Here is a 17,086-nt window from a genome sequence, read left to right on the forward strand (position 1 = left end):
ATTTATCAGTCAAGCTTGATATTCATAATCGGCTCAGAAACATCTGCCCCGGCAGGAACCATTGGCAGAACGTTTATATCCTTGTTGATGATAACGTCCACAAGGCAAGGCTTTCCGCAGCTCAGCGCCTTTTCCAGCATTGGCTTGATCTCTTCTTTTCTTGTTATCCTTACGCCCTCGATACCGAATGCGTCGGCGAGCTTCATAAGGTCAGTACCTCTTTCTATATTTGTCTGAGAAAATCTCTTGCCATAGAAAAGTCTCTGCCATTGTCTTACCATTCCGAGGACGTCGTTTTCAAAAACAAGCTCGATAAGCGGAATTTTATGCTTGGCAAGTGATGAAAGCTCGTTGCAGTTCATAAAGAAGCTTCCGTCGCCTGCGATATTTACAACAGTTCTGTCGGGATTGCCAACCTTTGCGCCCATTCCTGCGCCAAAGCCGTAACCCATTGTGCCAAGTCCGCCGCTGGAAGCAAAGCTTCTTGGGCACTTGAAGTTATAATACTGTGCAGCCCACATCTGGTGCTGACCGACCTCTGTTGAGATGATAGCCTTGCCGTCTGTAAGTCTGTCAAGCTCCTCAATAACATCCTGTGGAAGAACTTCGTCCTCGCTCTCGATCGGGACCATTCTCAGGGCATACTGCTTTTTCCAATCCATAACCTGTGCCATCCACTCAGGGTGCTTCATATCAGGCAGCAGCTCGTTAAGTCTTGCAAGAATGTACTTTACATCGCCTGTAACGTGGCTGTAAACGTCGATATTCTTGCCGATCTCAGCAGGGTCTATCTCAATATGTATTATCTTCTTGCCCTTTGCGAAAGTGCTTGCATTACAAAGCACTCTGTCGGAAAATCTTGAACCGAGAACGATCATAAGGTCGCACTCTTCAAGGGTCATTGCAGCGGTCTTTGTGCCGTGCATACCGAGCATTCCGATATAGCAATCCTTAGTGTTGTCAAGTGCGCATTGACCCATAAGAGAAAGTGAAACAGGTGCGTCAACTTTTCTTGCGAACTCAGCCATTTCCTCTGTTGCGTCAGCAGATACAACACCGCCGCCAGCATAGATGAAAGGCTTCTCAGCCTTCTTGATAAGCTCAGCCGCAGCAGCGATCTCATCATTGATTCCCTCAGGATTGTGGTTTACTATCTTCTTAGGCTCTTTCTTTTCGTATTCGATCATTGCGCCTGTGATATCCTTCGGGATATCAATGAGTACAGGACCTTTTCTGCCTTCGTTTGCGATATAGAAAGCTTCTCTGATGATATCAGCAAGCTGGTCTGGGTCTTTCACGATATAGTTATGCTTTGTGATAGGCATTGTGATACCGCAGATATCCACTTCCTGGAACGAATCAAGACCAAGGAGATTTCTTGTAACGTTGCCCGTGATAGCGACCATAGGGATAGAATCCATATAAGCCGTGGCGATACCTGTTACAAGGTTTGTAGCGCCCGGGCCGGAAGTTGCAAGAACAACGCCGGTCTTGCCTGTCGTTCTTGAATAGCCGTCAGCAGCGTGGCAGGCAGCCTGCTCGTGAGCGGTGATAATATGGTTTATCTTATCAGAATATTTGTAGATAGCGTCATAGATATTGAGCACAGCGCCGCCGGGATAGCCAAAAATGGTGTCAACGCCCTGTTCAAGCAGACATTCGATGATAACGTCAGAACCGTTAAGTAACATTATACTTTCCTCCAAAATACCAAAAATAAATTATATCAATATAACATTATACTATATGTGCCGTAAAAAGTCAAGACTTTCATTGACCTGTCGCATAAGGTCGTCGACTGTCTTTTCAAACTCCAAAGCCTGCTGGCTGGGCTTGTCCTCAGCCTTTTCTGACGGCTTATCCCCGTCAGCTCGTGGGACATTTTCCTCTTCCTGCACGTCGTTTTTCTTATCGAGCATATCCTGCACGCTGACGGTCTTTTCAACGGCCTTCTTCATCGTCAGCGTTTTAAGCTCCTCATCGTCAAGATAAGGCTTTATGCCAACGATAGAAACATTGTCCGTGCCGCCGTTTGTAAGCGCAAGCTCCATAATAGCCCCCAGCTTTTCCGATAAAGATAAGTCAAGGCCAAGCCCCACCACCATTTCTTCCTCAGAAACATAATCCGACACACCGTCCGATACTATTATTATCATATCGTCAGGTTCTTTGCCAAAATCCGCCACAAGTGGCGTCTGAGCGATATCGGGGTCGTTGAGCGTGCTGCCGAGAGAAGATATTATCGCATTCTGATACTGGGGTTCAAGCTCTGAAACATCGTCGATACGTCCGTGCTCGTACATATATCTTGCATAGGACTGGTCGACAGATATCTGCCTTATCGTGCCATTCACATAGCGGTACATTCTGCTGTCGCCAACGTTCACGCACAGGCTCTTGCCCTCTTCATCGACCGCAAGGCAGCAAAGGGTCGTCTGCATATTGGCGGCGTTTTCCGCACGCACGCCCTGCTTCTTTATTTTTCCGTGAACATCGAGCAGCGCTTTTTTCATATCCACCGCCGAGCCGTATTCGAGGATAGACAAATGCCGCAGGCAAAGCTCCGAAGCCACCTCCCCTGCGTTTTCTCCGCCGACGCCGTCGCACACCGCCGCAATAAAAGGAGCAGCGACAGTTGATTCATAGCTGCCGCTGTTGATGACCTCGTGGTCTATTAAAATACAGTCCTCGTTCTGTTCACGGTAATTGCCCTTGTCAGTAGCACCATAAATATAGTAAAACATTCCTTAGATCACCGTTTCGCAAAATTTGAATTTGTAGGATGATTTTTTATTGTCTATCAGATCATATCTGCCACAAGGCTGCCCATTTCCTTGCAGCCAACGAGCTTCATACCCTCTGACATAATATCGCCTGTTCTGTAACCTGCTTCAAGAACTTTCTTGACAGCGTTGTCGATAGCGTCAGCTTCCTTATCCATATCGAATGAGAATCTCAGAAGCATTGAAGCTGAAAGGATAGTAGCGATAGGGTTAGCCTTGTCCTGTCCTGCGATATCAGGTGCAGAACCGTGGCTAGGCTCATACATACCGAACTTTGTATCGTTAAGTGAAGCAGAAGCCAGCATACCGAGTGAACCGCTTATCATTGCAGCCTCGTCGGAAAGGATATCGCCGAACATATTCTCAGTAAGGATAACGTCGAACTGCTTAGGATCTCTTACAAGCTGCATTGCGCAGTTGTCAACCAGCATATGCTCGAGCTCTACCTCAGGATAATCCTTTGCAACTTCGTTTACTATCTTTCTCCAAAGTCTTGAAGAATCGAGAACGTTTGCCTTATCAACGCTTGTGACTTTCTTTCTTCTCTTCATTGCGATATCAAAGCCACGCTTAGCGATCCTTCTGATCTCGTTCTCGTTATATGTAAGAGTATCAACAGCCGTCTCAAGTCCGTCGACTGTCTCTGTCTTTCTTGCGCCGAAATAAAGTCCGCCTGTAAGCTCTCTCATAATCATCATATCGAAACCGCCGCCGATGATATCGTCCTTGAGCGGGCAAGCTTCTCTAAGCTCAGGATAAAGATTTGCAGGACGGAGGTTAGCGAACAGTCCAAGCTCTTTTCTGATCTTGAGCAGACCGGCCTCAGGTCTGAGGTTTGGCGCAAGCTTATACCAAGGTGAAGTTGAGGTGTTGCCGCCGATAGAGCCAAGCAGAACTGCGTCTGAGTTCTTTGCGATCTCCACAGCCTCATCTGTCAGCGGAACGCCGCAGGCGTCGATGGAACAGCCGCCCATAAGGATATCTGTATATTCAAACTTGTGACCGAATTTTTCTGCCACCTTGTCAAGAACTTTCTGTGCCTCTGTAACTATTTCAGGACCGATACCGTCGCCCTTGATAACTGTTATCTTCTTTTCCATATTATTTATCCTCCTGTTTATCCAATGTTGAAACTGTTATCTCGCAGGAATAGCTCTGCTGTTCAGCCGTCATAAAAAGAATGCTGGTGACGACCTCACAGTCGCCGTCCTCGAGCTTTTGCCTGCAATATGATTCCGCCATTTTGCCCTTTAGCTGATACTGCATAAGGGTGTCCGCCGTGTCAGTTCCCTCAAAATTTACTTCGCTGTAATCTATCTCCTCGCCGTCCATATAAAACGACCAGTAGTAAGAAAGCCCGTCCGAACCCTTGACTTTAATGCTTTCTGGCTCTGTTATACCGTCAATGCTTGCTTCGTCAACATTCGCCCAAAGGCCGTTGAAAGTGGAGAACTTCGCCCCGTTTATCTCGGGCTTGTTGCAGGCGAAGGTACGCTTTGTTACCGTGCCGTCGTCCTCGGAGCTGGTCTCTTTGAGCACAACGTTATCCCCTGCGGTCAGTCCCCTGGCGAAATTTCCGCCAAGCTGTCTGTTGATATCGGCAGCGCTTTGAAGAAGATCGACCTTGAAGCCGTCGACCATTACCATAAACGGCATAAAGTCATCGGCGTCGTATTCAAATCTACTGCTGCTGTCATCCTCTTTCTTAGAACAGCCTGCCATACAAACGAGCATTACCCCTGCCGTCAATGCGGCGCACACTTTTTTCAGTTTCATAAGCCTCACCCCTTTAAATGGTTCAAGGGCGATACCTTGCGGTATCCCCCTTAAAAACGTGGTATACTATTATTTCAGCGAATTGAGCAGACCGTTGCTGTTGATGATATTGATGAGAAATTCAGGGAATGACTGACCCTTGTATGTCTCATTCTTGGTCTTGTTTGTGATGATACCGCTGTCAAAGTCGATCTCGACTTCGTCGCCGTCCTCGATCTTTTCAGCAGCCTCTTCGCACTCGATTATCGGCAAGCCGATATTGATAGCGTTTCTATAAAAAATTCTCGCAAAAGTCTTTGCGATAACGCAGGAGATACCGCTTGCCTTGATAGCGGCAGGAGCGTGCTCTCTTGACGAACCGCAGCCGAAATTGGACTTTGCTACCATTATATCGCCCTTCTGAACGTTCTTTGCAAAATCAACGTCGATATCCTCCATACAATGCTGCGCAAGCTCCTCCATATTCGGAGTGTTGAGGTATCTCGCAGGGATAATAACGTCTGTATCAACGTTATCTCCGTATTTATGTACTTTTCCGCAAGCTTTCATAATTGAAAACTCCTTTCGTATAAGTTTGTTATCGTCGGCGATCAGCCCTTCTTGAACTCAGGCGAGCCGAAAACATTCTCACCGATAGCCTGCTTTCTCAGTTCCTCATAAATGAGGTCAAGATAATCGCCGTCTATGGTGTCCTTGTTTCTTGTTATAAAATAGCAGATCTTCACCTTGTGGAACATTCCCTCTTTGACCAGCGCATAAACAGGCTTTCCTCCGATATTTGAAGGATAGAAGGCATTGAATCCCTTCTTGTCGATAAGCGCCTGCGTCATTTCCACGGTAAAGGTGTTCTTCTCACGCAGCTCCTCAATGATCTCTTCCGCCTTTTCTTCACGCTGGCTGTCATTGAGCGAAGTTCCGTACTTCTTTGTTACAATGCTGAGAAGTATATCTGAGAATATTTCCCTAAGATAGTTTTTCATTAAGTATCTCTCCCTAATCTAATCATCACACGGAAAGCCCCAAATTCTTTCCGATATCAAATTATCCCCAAAAAGAAATCCCCTAAAACTTTATCCGCAGGACTTATTCTCTCAGATCATCACATAATTTCCGAAGGCTGTGAGATCTTGCCTGTTACAGCGGAAGCTGCCGCAACGTAAGGTGAAGCAAGATATACCTCGGACTCTGGGTGACCCATACGTCCTACAAAGTTTCTGTTAGTTGTTGCAACGGCTCTTTCGCCCTTTGCAAGAATGCCCATATGTCCGCCAAGACAAGGGCCGCAGGTAGGTGTTGAAACTGCGCAGCCTGCATTGATGAATATTTCAAGCAGACCTTCCTTCATTGCCTGCATATATACCTTCTGAGTAGCAGGGATAACGATACATCTAACGTGCTTAGCTATCTTTCTGCCCTTGAGTATCTCAGCCGCACATCTGATATCCTCAATCCTTCCGTTCGTGCAAGAGCCGATAACTACCTGATCTATCTTGATCTCAGGGATATCATCAAATGTTCTTGCGTTCTCAGGAAGATGAGGGAATGCAACTGTCGGCTTGATCTGACTGAGGTCGATAGTATATTCAGCCTCATACTCAGCGTCATCGTCAGCCTTGTATATCTTGTATTCTCTGTCTACCTTATCCTTGATGTAATCAAGTGTAACATCGTCAACTTCAAAGATACCGTTCTTAGCGCCGGCCTCGATAGCCATATTGGCCATACAAAGTCTGTCCTCCATAGAAAGGTTCTTGAGACCTTCGCCTGTAAATTCCATTGACTTGTAAAGTGCGCCGTCAACGCCGATCATTCCGATGATGTGAAGGATAACGTCCTTTGCAGCGGAATACTTAGGAAGCTTGCCCACGATATTGAACTTTATAGCGGCAGGAACTTTGAACCAAGTCTTGCCCTTTGCCATACCGGCACACATATCAGTTGAGCCGATACCTGTTGAGAATGCGCCGAGAGCGCCGTATGTACAAGTGTGGGAGTCAGCGCCGATAACGCAGTCGCCTGGAGCTACAAGGCCTTTTTCAGGGAGCAGAGCGTGCTCGATACCCATATCGCCCACATCGTAATAATTTTTGATATCATATTTAGAGGCAAAGTCACGGCAAGTCTTGCATTGTGTAGCCGACTTGATATCCTTATTAGGTGTAAAGTGATCCATAACCATAGTCACCTTGTTTTTATCGAAAACATTGGTGAAGCCTGCTTTGTTGAATTCGTTGATAGCAACAGGAGATGTAACATCGTTGCCGAGAACGAGATCGAGGTTAGCCATAATAAGCTGACCTGCCTTGACCTCATCAAGACCGGCGTGAGCCGCCAGAATTTTCTGAGTCATTGTCATACCCATAAAAGATTACTCCTTACATTAGGGCAAAGGAATATCTCAAAATACCGCCTTTTAAACCCATTATATTTTCATACCTAAACATTATAACACCTTTTTCCCATTAATGCAAATACATATTTATTATATATCTATGAATAATATTTATATGAAACGTTTTAGTTATCAAAATTTTGATCATAACACAAAAATCAGAAAATGCGTATCAGCGCAGGATAATCGTTTTCATAATTTTATCATCACAAAAATATTATCACCAAGGGGCATATTTTTATCCGCTTGAATACAATTGTAAAAAAAATTTGCTGATATTCTCATTCAAAGCTTGCGCTGCCATTATTTCTGACTATCTTTGCTTGACATATCGCCGCCGATCGGGCAGATAATAATATCAGAAAGCGAAAAGGAGGCAAAGAAAAATGAAGATGAAGTCGATCATTTCAGGCGTATCAATGGGTATCGCAGCAGGCACGGTGGTCTATGCGGTAACGGAGGCGACATCAAGGGAAAAGAAAATGCTCAAGAGCCGCACGGGCAAAGCTTTGCGTGCAATGGGCGACGTAATGGACGGCATTTCAATGATGATGAAGTAGCATCGCAAAATGCCGCATTGTCACGGGCGACCTAAGGTCGCCCCTACATAACCTTACGCAAAACAAACAAGGGCGAACAATGTTCGCCCCTCTGTCGTATTTGAGATCATCAGCTCTGGCTTATCTGCTTGAGCAGGGTCAATGCGTCAACAACGTCGACATTGCCGTCGCCGTTCATATCCGCACGGCTGAGCTGTGCGCTGTCAAGAGTGGTCTTGCCTGCGCTGTATCGCAGGATAAGCAGAGCGTCAACGACCGTGAGATACTTGTCGCCGTTGATATCGCCTTTCTGCAAAGTCTGCGAAGCTTTTTTCCGTGTTATCTTAACAGTATAAGTGCGCTTTACGCCGCTTGCCGCCGTGCAGACGATCTTGACCGTGTTTTCGCCCTCTTTGAGCTTTACATTGCCTGCCCCCGAAACTTTCGCATTTCCGCCCAGAGCGCTGGCGTTAATGGTCGCTGTGGAAGTTTCAGCGCTGACAGTTGCGGTGTAGCTTGTGGTGAATTTGTTAAATTTCGGAGAAATGCTCGTGCCCGAAACGCTCAGCGTTTTAAGATAGTTGTTGTTATCGCCGCTGCTTGTTGGCTTCGGACAAAGGCTGTCGGGCATATTGTTATATATCGGTATCTTAAACTCCATTGCGCTGTTCAAAATATCCTGCGAATAGGCGTTTTTAAGGCTGATAGCCTCGTTTGCCTGTCCGAAAACACAGGTCATATACTGGTGATAATAAAGTCCGTTTCCGCCGTCCACCATATCAAATTTCTGCAAATAAAGAGTATCCTGCCCCTTTGTGATATAGCCAGTTCCAAGGAAGATCGAGCCGCCCACGATAGATTTATACTGGTTCGTCCAAGGGAGAAGATATGTAGGATTTGTGGTCTTTGCGTATTTGCAGCCCATTTCAGCCGCTGTCATTGTGGAAGTGGCATAGGCCTGCACGTCAAAGAAGTTGAAATAATTCGCATAGCCCTTGACAGTACCCAACGACTGGGGAGCGCCGTTTACGCCCTGCTCGTTTCTACACCTTGAAGCAAGATGATAAGGGGACACGCCCGACTTTTTCGCAGCGTCTATAAATGTTGCCGAATAGCTTTTTACCTCCCCTGTATCAGGACAGGTGTAATTGCCTTTCATAAATGTGTCCGCAAGAATGGTCTTTACGCCGCTTTCGGTCTGATAGGACGGATTATAAGACTGATTTTCAAACATAAAAATGTATGTATCATTAAGAAAATTTCTCGGGTCCATATAATACATAATGACTTCCTTTGAAGCCGCCACCCAAGAGCCGTCCAGCCCGTACCAATAGCCGCCGTCAAAGTCATATGCGCCCTTTTCCATTGACTTCCACGAAGCCAGCGCCGATGAATGGACAAGGTTTCGGCCGACGATGCACTCTTCTTTCAGCGCCGTATTCCAATCCACCCCAAGCTTCTGCGCTGTGAATATCCACTTAGGGTGCTGGCTGTGCAAAGTCCGCAGATATGGCTTGTAGCTTTCGGGAAAGCCCTGCTTTGTCATATAGCTTTCAAAATCTGCGTCCGACTGCCCTGCGCCCGTGCTTGACGAAGCGCCCACCGTCACATAAGCCGCAGACACATAACCCGTCAGCGAGCCGCAGCTTATTTTATACCACTTTGCCCCAGAAGCGTCCGTGACCTCGGCCAAAATGGTGAGCTCGTCGCCATAGCTGACAGTACCAGTCTTTGAATATCCCGTGCCTGCGCCGCTGCGGACGTTCAGCACATCTGCATTGCAAACGCCGCTTGAAGCCGCCGAAGCCGTAAAACAGCCCCCAGCCGACGTCACCGCCAGCATTGCCGACAGCGCACACGCAAGTATTTTATGCTTTATATTTCTCTTTATTTTGATTCCCAACTCTTTCACCTCAGAATAGACCTTTGCCGTTTTTTACATTTTTACACAATTGATTTTAATGTCCTGCTAAGTGTACTATTTTCTGCCTTTATTTTTCTTTTGGCTATGTTAAGTACAAAAATTCACTCTTATTATAGAACATTTTGGCGGCGTTTGTCAATAGTTTTTTCGTTCATATAAAGTTTACAAATACGTTTTCGCAGTATCTTGCAAAAGGTTACAGAGTTATTACAGCCTATTTAGCGTATTTCAGCGCCGCCCGACCATATATATTGTGGCGGATAATTTCCAGCAAAAAAATATATCCAAAAAACCGCCCTTATTTTCGCTGTTTTGACTATTGACGAGTGATATTATAATATGTTATAATCCTAAATACACAAAAGTAACAAATTTCGTAACTTTTTAAACGAAAATGTTACAATTTAAAGACAACAAGTGTTCGACATAATAGTTAAGTGAATTAAATAAACGTCAGAAAAGTGTAATTTTACTGCATAATTCTGCATATCTCAGATATGGAGGGAAACAAATGAGGAAAATGAAAAAACTAAAGATCAACAAGATAGCCCTTTCCGTGGCAACGGCGTTTTTAATGCTCTCGGGCATAGTTTCAACGGCGGCTTCCGCCTCGGGGGGCAATGAGATAAAGCTCAAGACCAGCGCTGCAAATGTCAACGCCGGTGACACCATAAACGTCACAGCAAGCCTTGAGCCTGACAGCACTGGCGTTGCAGGCTTCACCATCAATCTGCATTACGACCCAGAAAAGGTAACAGTTTACGTTCCGACTGACGATGAAATGGACAGCTCTTATAATGTTGGCGGCAAGTTCTCTGTCATCACGAACTATCTTGCTTCATCGGGCACTATCAAGATCGTCGGCGCAAACCTCACGGGTTCAAACGTCAAGTCAAATACCGACCTTGCTCTTGCAACTTTCAAGGTAAAGGACGGCGTTACGGGCGATATCAATTACTGGGTTGACGTTGACACAATGGTTGCAGAGGCAAGCGGCAGCTACAAGGCCGTTTCGTACTCCGCTCCGTCGGCTTCTTCACCGCTTAAAGTAAGCGCCGGCGCTGCTCAGACCACGACGACCACTAAGGCGACTACGACCACCACAAAGGCAACAACTACCAAAGCTACAACAACTACTAAAGCCACAACAACGACTGAAAGCAAGTCCGAGACTTCAAAGTCGACAACTTCCGCCGCAACAACAAAGGCAACAGAGAAAACAACTTCTGCTGCAACTGCAACAGATGTCACAAAGCAGACTGCAAAGGAAACAACTGCCACGACCACGACCAAGGCTACAACCACCACAACTAAGGCTACTACAACGACTGCTGCCACAACAACTACCGCAGATACAACTACATCGGCCGCACCAAGCGAAGTTCTCTTCTCTCACGAGCAGGAGGGCACGGACTTCAACAGCGAAACGGTTTTGCAGTACGGCTTCAATCTTTCAGACTACATAACAGATTATTCCAAGAATTACAATATCAAAGTCAACGTAAAGTCACAGGGCGCAAGCGGAGCAATCGGAATGCTCGTCAACAACGAGTGGACAGCTCAGAGCGCAAAGACAACAGGCGGCGCAGACAGTTGGGTATACACAAATCTTGACCCCAACACTTCCAGCGACCTTGTTTACCTCCAGCTTTACTATCAAAAGGCAAATTCAACATTTGAGATAACATCTATCGAGATCACACCTGTTGACCAGCCTGCAAGCACATCGGCCGTAACAACATCAGCTGCCGCTGAGACAAACCCTTCCGAGACAGTTTCCGAGACTGAGGCGGTTTCAACAAAGCCTGTTTCACAGTCAACAGTTAAGGAAACAGAGGACACCTCTGCTTCACAGAATGATGACACAACAACTTCCGAGACAGCTAACGCAGTTGTAACAACAGTCAGCGAGGACAGCTCCGCAGAGCTCACCTCATCGCAGGCAACCGAAAAGATACAGCAGATCGTGGACGAGGCCTCTTCACAGGCTTCTCAGGACGCCTCAACGGCTAACCCGAACACAGGCGTGACCATCACAATGGACGTTCTGACAGTTATCGCCGCTGGCTATGTTCTCTTCTCGATTTTCTCTGTTATTTACAACAAAGTCGCAGACAAAGAGAACGACTAATACAAGTAATCAAAGCGATCAAACAAATTTTTCAATTTGATTAGCCTCTAATACGAAAAGAAGGAAGCCTCCCCAAAAGGCTTCCTTCTTTTTTTGTTTGTTTATAAATTCTCAAAGGCACAAAAAAGGCGACATATGCCGCCTTTTAATTATATGCTATATGATTTTTATTTGCCCGAACGTGCCTTGAAAATAACGCCCGTTACCTTTGGCCCTGCGTTTATCGCAATAGCCGCACCGATCTGAAAACACTCAGCAGGCGGATAGCCCACCTTTTTGGTCATAGCCTGCGCCATTTCGTCACGAACGCTCTCGTCGCTGCCGTAAACAATGCTGTACGGGGTCTGCGGTATCATTTCCTTTACCGTCAGATCGAGGATTTTCGGCACGATAGCCTTGTCACCTCTGACCTTCGTCTCCGTCACAATTGCGTGATCGTGTATCCTCATAATCGGTCTGAGACCCATAACCTCGCCAACAAATGCCGCCGCAGACGGGATCCTGCCAGACTTCTTTGCATACTTCAACGTGTATGGTGCAAAGAATATAACGCAATTTTTCACCCAATCCTCGATGAACGCCGCAATATCAGCCGCAGGCACGCCCTTTGCCGCCTTTATCGCACCCTGAAGGATAGGATAGCCATATGCACCTGTATAGCTTTCGCTGTCGATATTGTAAATGGTGAAAACGCCCTTTGCCTCGGGGTGGTTCTCGTAAAACTCATTTGCCGCCATAACTGCATTGTTGAATGTGGCTGAGCCCTTAGAATTTATTGTAATATTGATAACGTCCGTGTACTTTTCGGCATAAAGCTGCTCAAACACCTCACTGTATTCAAAAGCCGTCACCTGCGATGTAACAGGAATGCCGTCAAACTCGTCCATCATCTTGTAAAACTTTTCGTTGTCGAAATCAACTCTTGAAACATAGCTGTTGTCGCCCATCGCCACCTTGAAATTCATTATCTTGATGTCAAACTGAGCCTCCTGCTCTGCCGTGATATCGCTGGCTGAATCTGTGATAAATTTTATCTTTGCCATTAGTTCACCCTCCTGTAAATTCTTGTTTTTATGTATTTGTATATCGCAATTCTACTCGTCCCAAGTGTATTGCGTGAGCTTGCCCTCTCTGCCAAGGTCGGGATAATCCCATTGTCTAAGCACCTCATAGCAGGCTATCGCCACGGAGTTTGAGAGATTAAGGCTCCTGAGCGTTTTCCTCATCGGTATGCGCACGCAACTTTCGGGGTTTTCATACAAAAGCTTTTCGGGCAAGCCCTTATCCTCTCTGCCGAAAATTATGTAGACCTCTTTGTCCTGGGGATAATCCACCTCTGAATGGACTTTTCTGCCCTTTGTGGTGAAAAAGTAAAACTCGCCCTTATTCTTAGCGAAAAAGTCGTCCATATCCTCATACTGGTGTATCTCCAGCTTATCCCAGTAGTCAAGTCCTGCACGCTTTAGCTTTTTGTCGCTTATCTCAAAGCCATATGGCTTCACAAGGTGCAGCACCGCACCTGTCACGGCACAGGTTCTGGAGATATTCCCCGTGTTCTGCGGTATCTGCGGCTCCACGAGCACGATATTAAGTCTGTTAAGTTTGTTCATCTTATCAACTCTATTTTATAAAATTACAAATTTGTATAATCTCGAAGCTCCTGATAGCTTGTGAGCCAAGGGAGCTGACCCTCAAGCATAAGTCCGTCTGTCCAAGGTGTCTGATAGCTGTATGTGGTCTTGACTGTCAGTTCTGTGAAGGCCGTGGCTCTGTTCATTGCGATAGGCAGGCTGTCGCCCTTGAGTATTCCGCCGATAAGAACGCTTGTGAACATATCCCCTGTGCCCGAATAATGGGCAGGCACATAGTCGTTCTTTATCTTCCAAAAGCTGTTGTTTTCCTTATCATAGCCAACTGTTGACATTCCGCCGTCCGCAAGATTAACGCTTGTGATAACGACTATCCTTGCGCCCTGCTTTGAAAGTCTCACCAGCCAAGATTTTATCTCCGAGCTGCGCATTGAAGACATCGGGTACTCTTCGCCAAGCAAAATAGCCGCTTCCGTAAGGTTCGGCGTGATAATATCAGCCACGGCAACAAGCTCGCTGACACGGCTGCAAAGCTCTTTGGTGTAAGTCTTGTAAGCCTTTCCGCCGTCGCCCATAACAGGGTCTACCACCTTGAGAGCGTTCGGGAACGCCTTGAAAAATTCAAGACAATGGTCTATCTGCTCGCTTGAAGCAAGGAATCCGCTGTAAACGCAGTCGAACTTCATATCGAGCTTTTTGTAATGCTCGAGGGCAGGCTGCATAAAGTCCGTAAGATCACGCATAACGAACTCGCTGTAACCTGTATGAGCGGAAAGCACCGCCGTCGGCACAGGGCAGACCTGTATACCCATAGCTGAAAGCACAGGAATGACCACCGTCAGCGAACAGCGTCCGAGTCCCGAAATATCCTGTATTGAAGCAACTTTTTTACAACCTTGCATATTCATCAACCTTTTTATTTTTACTCGTAAACTACATTATAACACACTTTGCCGACCAATGCAATAAAAAAACTATTAATCTTTTAAAGCTGATAAAGCCATATCGCCCCACGCAAAAAGCCGCAGCATATCGCCACGGCTTGTGATCTTCTAAAACAATGCTCAAAACCAACGTGAGACCAAAGGTCTCCCCTACAAGATATTGCAGTCACGCCACTTTAATATTCATAACTGCTTTCTCCCACAAATTCCCTCGCAAGTGAATTCGTCGGCACGCTTTCAAGTGACACCGCACTTATCTCTTCCAGCGCCTTGAGCATTGGCAGAAAGCGCTCAAAGCCCTTGTAACTTCCGCTTTCACGGCGCAATGTTTCAAGCAGATAAGTCTTATAAAGCGCCGGCTCATAAGCGTGGAAAGTGTCCACAGAAAATTCCGCACGGTGCTTGTATGGCATTATATACTTGTTCTCGCCTGCCTCAACGCTGTCGAACATATCAAGGGTTTCCGCCGCACTTCGGCCTCTGAAAAGTCCGTCTCTGATAAGCCTGCGCATAAGCCTTATATAGCAGGGATGGAGAAGCTCCCCGTCCGAAAGCTGCAATCTGCTGCGAACGCTGACGTACATACATTTTGCGAAATCTCCAGCCGCACCCGTCACCGCAGGATTAAGTGCGTGTATGCCCTCGAACACAACGATATCGTTTTTATCTCTGCGCAGGGTCGTACCGTCACGCCTTGTCTGCTTAGTAAACTCAAACTTCGGCAAAACAACCTCTTCGCAGTTTGATATCCTGTTCATATGCTCAAAAAGCAGCTTTGTGTCTATCCTGTCGGGAGATTCATAATCGGGCTTGCCATCCTCGCCGATAGCCACCGTGAATTTATCCGACGGCAGAAAATAATCGTCCATCGAAATGGTGTGTGTGTGAATGCCCCTGCTGTCAAGTATCTCCTCGATCTTCAGCGCCGTGGTGGTTTTTCCTGCCCCAGAAGGTCCGGCCAGCAGCAGGATAGGCGTTTCCTTTCGGCTCTCCTCAATGCTGTCTGCTATCTCTACCAGCTTTTCATTATATTTTCTGTCACACTCCTCAACAAAAAGCCTCTCGTCTATGGAGACTTTCCTGTTAATGGCATTGACATATATCTTTTTCATTACATCTATTGTTCCTTTCACATTTGGATATTTTGAAGTTTTTAATTTTTCAAGGCAGCAGCGTGACCACATCATCACGCCGCTGCCCCTTATAAATTATAGCATTAGAATATCATAACATTATATGCTCAGTCGTCCCACTTTGCGCACACATTGTTGATAGTGTCGGTGAGCTTTGCAAGGTCTTTGTTTGTAAGCCCCGAGCTCTTGTTCACAAGGGCGGTCAGCCTGTCAAGAGCGCTGAGAAGCCGCTGATAATTGGGCGAAACTCCGCTCTTCTTCACTATCTTTATAGGCGTTGTATTCTTGAACTCGCCCGTGATTATATCAAGCTCCGCACCGCTGTATGGCGCAAAGGCGTTGAGCCCGAAATCATTGCGCAAATGCTCCTTGTAAGCTTCCGCAACGGTATCTTCGCCGTGGTTGACAAAGACCTTTTTCGGCGGCTGAGTGTAACTCTTTATCCAGCGGTCAAGGCCGTCAACATCGGCGTGTCCGCTTATGCCCGGCAGCACAAGTATCTTCGCCCTAACAATAACTTCCTCGCCGAAAAGCTTCGCAGTCTTTGCGCCCTCAACAAGGCTTCTGCCCAATGTGTTCAGCGCTTGATAGCCAACAAAAAGGATAGTGTTCTCAGGCTTCCAAAGATTGTGCTTCAAATGGTGCTTGATACGGCCGGCCTCGCACATTCCGCTTGCCGAGATTATAACTTTCGGCGTGTCGATAAAGTTTATTGCCCTCGACTCATCGCTCGTCACGGCGATATTAAGTCCGCTGAATGTAATGGGGTTAATGCCCTTGTTCACATATGACATCGCCTCTTCATCAAAGCAGGAATTTTTGTTTTTGTTGAATATCTGCGTGGCCTCGATAGCCAGCGGCGAGTCGATATAAACAGGGAAATCACCGTGACCCGTCACCATATTTTCAGCCTTTATGTGTCTGATAAAATAAAGAAGCTCCTGCGTTCTGCCCACCGCAAATGACGGTATAACAAGGTTTCCGCCACGGTCAAAAGTCTCCTGTATAACTTCCGCAAGGCGCTTTGTATAGTCCTTCGGCTTGTCGTGACGGCGATTGCCGTAGGTGGACTCCATAACCACATAGTCCGCCTCGGTGATATACTGTGGGTCTCTGATGAGTGGCTGGTCAAGGTTTCCGATATCTCCCGAGAACACAAGCTTGCGCTCTTCTCCGCCCTCGTTCAGCCATATCTCGATGCTTGATGAACCCAGCAGGTGACCTGCGTCGATAAAGCGCACTTTTATGCCCTCAGCTATCTCGACGATCTCGTTATACTGGTGTGGGCAAAGGCAGCGTATTGCCGCCTCGGCGTCAGCCATTGTGTACATCGGCGATACCTCGCCTGTGCCTTTACGCTTGCCCTTACGGCTTCTCCACTCCGCTTCAAATTCTTGAATGTGTGCAGAGTCCTTGAGCATTATATCGCAAAGGTTGCAGGTGGCTTCCGTTGCGTGGATATCACCCTCAAAGCCACCGGCCGCCAGCAACGGCAGCAGACCAGAATGGTCGATATGTGCGTGAGTGAGCAGCACAAAATCAATATTCCCCGGCGGACAGGGGATCTTTGCATTCTCAAAATAGTCTATTCCCTGCTCCATTCCGAAATCAACAAGGAATTTCTTGCCGCAGGCTTCAATATATGTACAGCTTCCCGTTACCTCGTGGGCAGCGCCGATAAAAGTCATTTTCATAAAAGTGTTTCCCCCTTATGTGTTATTTGCGTTATCGCTTTATTGTCTTGCTTTTGATTTTTATTGATCTAATTGCTTTCGCACCTCTCTTATATCTACAAGCACATTATACCACACTCCGCCTGCGATTTCAAGCACTTTGCATAAAAATAATTGATTAAAGACAAATTATTATGTACTT

The 17,086-nt window shown here is 46.5% G+C and carries 15 protein-coding genes; 2 read left to right on the plus strand and 13 right to left on the minus strand.

All coding sequences use genetic code 11. The annotated features are described in order from the left end of the window. Window positions 1-5 precede the first annotated feature (5 nt). From ilvB to leuC, 7 genes are all read right to left on the minus strand, one after another. Entirely contained in the window at window positions 6-1,691 is a 1,686-nt protein-coding gene (gene ilvB / locus QZ371_RS03670) for a biosynthetic-type acetolactate synthase large subunit (RefSeq protein ID WP_295209607.1), read from the minus strand. Between the two features lie 51 nt (window positions 1,692-1,742). Further along, a complete protein-coding gene (locus QZ371_RS03675; RefSeq protein ID WP_295209610.1) occupies window positions 1,743-2,744 on the minus strand; it encodes a PP2C family serine/threonine-protein phosphatase in 1,002 nt (333 codons plus the stop codon). A 56-nt stretch (window positions 2,745-2,800) separates the two neighbouring features. Beyond that, window positions 2,801-3,883, minus strand: coding sequence for a 3-isopropylmalate dehydrogenase (gene leuB, locus QZ371_RS03680; protein WP_295209613.1), 1,083 nt, complete (start codon window positions 3,881-3,883; stop codon window positions 2,801-2,803). A gap of 1 nt (window position 3,884) precedes the next feature. Next, a complete protein-coding gene (locus QZ371_RS03685) occupies window positions 3,885-4,559 on the minus strand; it encodes a hypothetical protein (protein WP_295209616.1) in 675 nt (224 codons plus the stop codon). A gap of 69 nt (window positions 4,560-4,628) precedes the next feature. After that, window positions 4,629-5,108: a 3-isopropylmalate dehydratase small subunit gene (leuD, locus tag QZ371_RS03690; protein ID WP_295209619.1), complete on the minus strand. Its 480-nt coding sequence runs from the start codon at window positions 5,106-5,108 to the stop codon at window positions 4,629-4,631. A gap of 41 nt (window positions 5,109-5,149) precedes the next feature. Further along, a complete protein-coding gene (locus QZ371_RS03695) occupies window positions 5,150-5,539 on the minus strand; it encodes a hypothetical protein (protein ID WP_295209622.1) in 390 nt (129 codons plus the stop codon). 119 nt (window positions 5,540-5,658) lie between these two features. Beyond that, window positions 5,659-6,921, minus strand: a complete 1,263-nt coding sequence (gene leuC, locus QZ371_RS03700) for a 3-isopropylmalate dehydratase large subunit (protein WP_295209624.1) — start codon at window positions 6,919-6,921, stop codon at window positions 5,659-5,661. Window positions 6,922-7,337: 416 nt separating this feature from the next. On the opposite strand from leuC, the gene QZ371_RS03705 reads away from it, so the two are divergent. Further along, window positions 7,338-7,511 (plus strand): hypothetical protein, encoded by a 174-nt coding sequence (locus QZ371_RS03705; protein ID WP_295209627.1) that lies wholly within the window; start codon window positions 7,338-7,340, stop codon window positions 7,509-7,511. 109 nt (window positions 7,512-7,620) lie between these two features. Here QZ371_RS03705 and QZ371_RS03710 read toward each other — a convergent pair whose 3' ends face one another. Beyond that, on the minus strand, window positions 7,621-9,393 hold the full coding sequence (locus QZ371_RS03710; protein WP_295209630.1) for an SH3 domain-containing protein: 1,773 nt from the start codon (window positions 9,391-9,393) through the stop codon (window positions 7,621-7,623). Between the two features lie 532 nt (window positions 9,394-9,925). On the opposite strand from QZ371_RS03710, the gene QZ371_RS03715 reads away from it, so the two are divergent. After that, window positions 9,926-11,545, plus strand: a complete 1,620-nt coding sequence (locus tag QZ371_RS03715; protein WP_295209633.1) for a cohesin domain-containing protein — start codon at window positions 9,926-9,928, stop codon at window positions 11,543-11,545. 167 nt (window positions 11,546-11,712) lie between these two features. On the opposite strand, the gene QZ371_RS03720 is transcribed toward QZ371_RS03715, so the two are convergent. The 5 genes from QZ371_RS03720 to QZ371_RS03740 all read right to left on the minus strand — a co-directional run bounded on the left by QZ371_RS03720 (window position 11,713) and on the right by QZ371_RS03740 (window position 16,905). Then, the gene (locus QZ371_RS03720; RefSeq protein WP_295209636.1) at window positions 11,713-12,588 is read right to left on the minus strand and encodes a DegV family protein; all 876 of its coding nucleotides are present in this window, start codon (window positions 12,586-12,588) and stop codon (window positions 11,713-11,715) included. Between the two features lie 51 nt (window positions 12,589-12,639). Further along, window positions 12,640-13,155 (minus strand): tRNA (cytidine(34)-2'-O)-methyltransferase, encoded by a 516-nt coding sequence (locus tag QZ371_RS03725; protein ID WP_295209639.1) that lies wholly within the window; start codon window positions 13,153-13,155, stop codon window positions 12,640-12,642. A gap of 23 nt (window positions 13,156-13,178) precedes the next feature. Beyond that, entirely contained in the window at window positions 13,179-14,036 is an 858-nt protein-coding gene (locus QZ371_RS03730) for a pyridoxamine kinase (RefSeq protein WP_295209641.1), read from the minus strand. Between the two features lie 218 nt (window positions 14,037-14,254). After that, the gene (locus tag QZ371_RS03735) at window positions 14,255-15,190 is read right to left on the minus strand and encodes a uridine kinase (RefSeq protein ID WP_295209644.1); all 936 of its coding nucleotides are present in this window, start codon (window positions 15,188-15,190) and stop codon (window positions 14,255-14,257) included. A 128-nt stretch (window positions 15,191-15,318) separates the two neighbouring features. After that, window positions 15,319-16,905 (minus strand): MBL fold metallo-hydrolase, encoded by a 1,587-nt coding sequence (locus QZ371_RS03740; protein ID WP_295209647.1) that lies wholly within the window; start codon window positions 16,903-16,905, stop codon window positions 15,319-15,321. Between the last annotated feature and the right edge of the window lie 181 nt (window positions 16,906-17,086).

Source organism: Ruminococcus sp. (assembly GCF_019423705.1).
Lineage (GTDB): Bacteria > Bacillota > Clostridia > Oscillospirales > Ruminococcaceae > Hominimerdicola.

What these genes read in the sequence shown, in the direction of transcription:
- QZ371_RS03735 (WP_295209644.1), bottom strand. Translation starts at nt 15,190, where the DNA reads ATGAAAAAGATATATGTCAATGCCATTAACAGGAAAGTCTCCATAGAC.
- QZ371_RS03720 (WP_295209636.1), bottom strand. Translation starts at nt 12,588, where the DNA reads ATGGCAAAGATAAAATTTATCACAGATTCAGCCAGCGATATCACGGCA.
- QZ371_RS03705 (WP_295209627.1), top strand. Translation starts at nt 7,338, where the DNA reads ATGAAGATGAAGTCGATCATTTCAGGCGTATCAATGGGTATCGCAGCA.
- QZ371_RS03730 (WP_295209641.1), bottom strand. Translation starts at nt 14,036, where the DNA reads ATGCAAGGTTGTAAAAAAGTTGCTTCAATACAGGATATTTCGGGACTC.
- QZ371_RS03675 (WP_295209610.1), bottom strand. Translation starts at nt 2,744, where the DNA reads ATGTTTTACTATATTTATGGTGCTACTGACAAGGGCAATTACCGTGAA.
- leuB (WP_295209613.1), bottom strand. Translation starts at nt 3,883, where the DNA reads ATGGAAAAGAAGATAACAGTTATCAAGGGCGACGGTATCGGTCCTGAA.
- QZ371_RS03685 (WP_295209616.1), bottom strand. Translation starts at nt 4,559, where the DNA reads ATGAAACTGAAAAAAGTGTGCGCCGCATTGACGGCAGGGGTAATGCTC.
- leuC (WP_295209624.1), bottom strand. Translation starts at nt 6,921, where the DNA reads ATGGGTATGACAATGACTCAGAAAATTCTGGCGGCTCACGCCGGTCTT.
- QZ371_RS03740 (WP_295209647.1), bottom strand. Translation starts at nt 16,905, where the DNA reads ATGAAAATGACTTTTATCGGCGCTGCCCACGAGGTAACGGGAAGCTGT.
- QZ371_RS03695 (WP_295209622.1), bottom strand. Translation starts at nt 5,539, where the DNA reads ATGAAAAACTATCTTAGGGAAATATTCTCAGATATACTTCTCAGCATT.
- ilvB (WP_295209607.1), bottom strand. Translation starts at nt 1,691, where the DNA reads ATGTTACTTAACGGTTCTGACGTTATCATCGAATGTCTGCTTGAACAG.
- leuD (WP_295209619.1), bottom strand. Translation starts at nt 5,108, where the DNA reads ATGAAAGCTTGCGGAAAAGTACATAAATACGGAGATAACGTTGATACA.
- QZ371_RS03725 (WP_295209639.1), bottom strand. Translation starts at nt 13,155, where the DNA reads ATGAACAAACTTAACAGACTTAATATCGTGCTCGTGGAGCCGCAGATA.
- QZ371_RS03715 (WP_295209633.1), top strand. Translation starts at nt 9,926, where the DNA reads ATGAGGAAAATGAAAAAACTAAAGATCAACAAGATAGCCCTTTCCGTG.